General features: G+C 71.3%; 2 protein-coding genes and 1 pseudogene. All 3 read left to right on the forward strand.

The annotated features are described in order from the left end of the window. Window positions 1-78: 78 nt before the first annotated feature. A pseudogene (locus tag AC08OU_RS23760) lies at window positions 79-699 on the forward strand (ABC transporter ATP-binding protein); the annotation flags it as partial. Window positions 700-1288: 589 nt separating this feature from the next. Next, window positions 1289-2110, forward strand: coding sequence for an ABC transporter (locus AC08OU_RS23765; protein ID WP_462189134.1), 822 nt, complete (start codon window positions 1289-1291; stop codon window positions 2108-2110). Window positions 2111-2265: 155 nt separating this feature from the next. Further along, on the forward strand, window positions 2266-3168 hold the full coding sequence (locus AC08OU_RS23770) for a CD225/dispanin family protein (protein WP_476602287.1): 903 nt from the start codon (window positions 2266-2268) through the stop codon (window positions 3166-3168). The last annotated feature ends 241 nt before the right edge of the window (window positions 3169-3409 follow it).

Here is a 3409-nt window from a genome sequence, read left to right on the forward strand (position 1 = left end):
CTGCGCCACATTGCGTACGACGATGCCGCCGCTGGACGGACGACGTGAGGGGGCGGCCACACCAGTCTGATTCCCATGATGACAACCACTGGCGAGCGCAGTTCGCCATCACCCGGCACCACCCGGCCCGGCACCACCCGACCGGCACCTGAGACAGACCGGCCGGCCGCCGTCGACGTCCAGGGTCTGACCAAGCGGTACGGGCGCCGGACCGTCGTCACCGGTCTCGACCTCACGATTCCCGAGGGGGTCGTCGCCGGATTCGTCGGGCCCAACAGGGCCGGCAAGACGACGACCCTGCGCATGCTGCTCGGCCTGGTCCGCCCCAGCGGGGGCTCCGGGACCGTCCTCGGTCATCCCCTGGTGACACCGGCCCGCTACCTGCCACGGGTGGGCGCCCTGATCGAGAGCCCCGCGCTGTACCCGGCGCTGTCCGGTGCCCGCAACCTCGCCTCCCTCGCCGTGCTGGGCGGGCAGGACCCGACGCGGGTGGACGGGATCCTCGACGAGGTCGGACTCACCGGCCGCGGCGCGGACAAGGTACGGACGTACTCCCTCGGCATGAAGCAGCGCCTCGCCATCGGCGCCGCCCTGCTCAGCGATCCGGACCTGCTCATCCTCGACGAGCCGACGAACGGACTGGACCCGATCGGGATCCGGCAGATGCGTGAGCTCATCCGATCCATCGCCGCCGGGCCGGCCATCGCCGGGAGCCGGCGCACGGCGCGCACCGTCCTGATCTCGTCGCATCTACTCGCCGAGGTCGAGCAGATCTGCGACTGGCTGATCGTCGTGGAGGGCGGGCGGCTGGCCTACCAGGGGCCGACCGACCGGCTGATGGCAACCTCCACCTACGACATCGTCCTACGCCCCGAGCACGACGATGACGTCCCGCTGCTCGCCGATCTCCTCGCCGGCCTGGCGGTACCGGCGACGCGGCGGCCCCGGGATGTCGTCGTCAGCCTCGACGCGAACCCAGACGACGGACCCGACGGCCCCGACGGCCCCACCCGCCTGCTGGCCAGGATCAACCGGGCCGCGGCGGCCCGGGGCATCACCCTCGTCGAGATGTCTCCGCGCCGGCTCAGCTTGGAGGACCGCTACCAGGGTCTGGTCACCCAGGCCCGAACCCGGGCGGCGACATCACCGACACCAGCACCGACACCAGCACCGGCCGGCGTGCCGGCTCCCAGCGGCCCCCCACGGGCGGGACGACGACCAGATCCACGAGTCCGATCCGCGGGCTGTCCGCCGCTGCGGCGGCCCGTCATGACGAGGGGACACTGCGATGAGTCTCCTGGTAGCGGCCCGGCGGTCCTTCCACGCCGAGCCGATCAAGCTGTGGCGGCCGAGTACGGCGGTGGCCATGGGCATCCTCGCCCTGCTGAGCGTGCTGTCGACCGTGCTGCTCCTCGCACTGGCCGATCCGGGCGGCTCCCCGCCGGGCGGCAGCGGTGGGCCACCGAGCTTCGACGTCACGTTCACGCAGGTGTCCGCGGCGTCCGGGGTGGCACTCGGTTTCACCGGCGGGAGCACCTTCACCGGCCTGCTGGTCTTCCTCGTCTTCGCGATCAGCATCACCCTCGAGTACAGCCAGGGGACGCTGCGAACCCTGTTCCTACGGGAGCCCCGGCGGCTGGGTTGGCTCGCCGGACGCATGGCGGTCATGCTCGTCCTGGTGGCGGTGGCGCTCGTCGCCGCGCTGGTGGTCAGCATCGTCGTCGGGCTGGCCGTCGCCGGGATTCGGGACATTGACACGTCAGCGTGGTGGAGCGCCGACGCGCTCGGGGAGGCAGCGTCGAGCTACCTGAACGCGCTGGTGGCCGCCGTTTTCTTCGGACTCGCCGGGACCGTGCTCGGGCTGGTCCTGCGGTCGACGGCGCTCACCCTCGCCGTCGGGATCGCGTGGACGTTTCCGATCGAGCACATTGTCCAGGAGTCCTGGAGCGGAGCGGGCCGGGTCTTCCCTGGACTGGTCTTCGACGCGATCGGCCAGGGAGGTACCGCCGATGCCGGCTACGGGTCGGCGCTGCTGATCGGAGGTCTGTATGCCGCCGGTGCGGCGGTGATCGGGGCGGTGAGCCTGGCCCGCCGGGACGTCACGGCCTGACAGCACGAATCTGCCAAAGGCAGACGAATGGCGGACAGATGGCGGACGGATCGCCTATCATCACCGCTGATGGCGCCCGGCCGACGACGGGGAATGGCGGTTCGCATGGTGCCTTCCGATCGGAACCGCGGCGACGTCGTCAAGCGGATCGGACGTTGGCCCCGCTCAACCGGCTGGTTCGCGAACTCGGCGGCGCCGACGCCTACACCGTGCTCGGGGTGGCGCGCACCGCTGACCGGGCGGAGATCCGCCGGGCGTACCGGGCCCGTGTCCGGGCCCATCATCCGGACAATCCCGCCAGCCGGGACGCACAGTCCATGCGCACGATGCAGCTCCTCACCGTGTCCCACGAAATCCTCGACAAGTGGCGGGACGAGTACGACGCCCGCCTCACCGGGCCGCCCTCGTCCCCGGCACCGGGCGCGGGCGGCCCGGGGTCGACGAACCACACCGGTCGGACGAACACCGGCACCCGCACGAACGCCGGTTGCCGGACGGGCACCGGTGCCCGCTGGGCTCCCTGGACCGCGGCCGACACCGGCGGTCACTACTACTCGAGCGGCCATCACTACTCGACCGGCTACCCGCGGAGTCGACACAACGACACCGGCCCCCACCCCCATCCGGGCTGGCCCGGAACACAGGCCCACCGACCCGCCGAACCCCACCAGGCGGTCCGGCGGCACACGCGGACACCGCGGCATGCACAGGCACCGCGACACGCACAGGCACCGCGGTCCACGCAGACACCACGGCACGCGCGGACGCGGCAGAGGTCGGGGGCGCGGCGGGGGCCAGGTTCCGAGGCGACGCCGAAGGTCGGCAACTACCTGGCTCTCGCGATCCTGACGACATTCCTGTGCGCGCCGCTCGGCGTGATGGGGATCATCAACTCCTCGCGCGCGTCACATCGGCTCCTTGCCCACGACGTCGCCGGGGCGCGCCGGGCATCGCGTCGCAGCCTGGCCTGGTGCCTGGCCGGACTCGTGTTCGGCCTCCTCTTCCTCGCGTCTCTCTCGGTAATGGCGGGGCTCGGCGACGGGAGCTCCATCGGCTGACGAGCCGACGACCGAGCCGAGCGGACGGCCGCTACCGAGTTGCGGGCTAGTCGGATGGCGGGACGATCCGATCTCGATGATCGATGAGCCTCGCGCCGGGTCACTACCACGGTGAGCGGGCGGTCAGCTGTTGTTCGCCGCCACCCCGACGATGATCACAATGGCCACCAGATAGATCAGGAGGATGGCCGCGAAGGCGATGACCGAGATGATACACCACTTCTTCGCCTTGGCGGACGCC

It is taken from the genome of Frankia sp. CcMO1 (assembly GCF_977945845.1).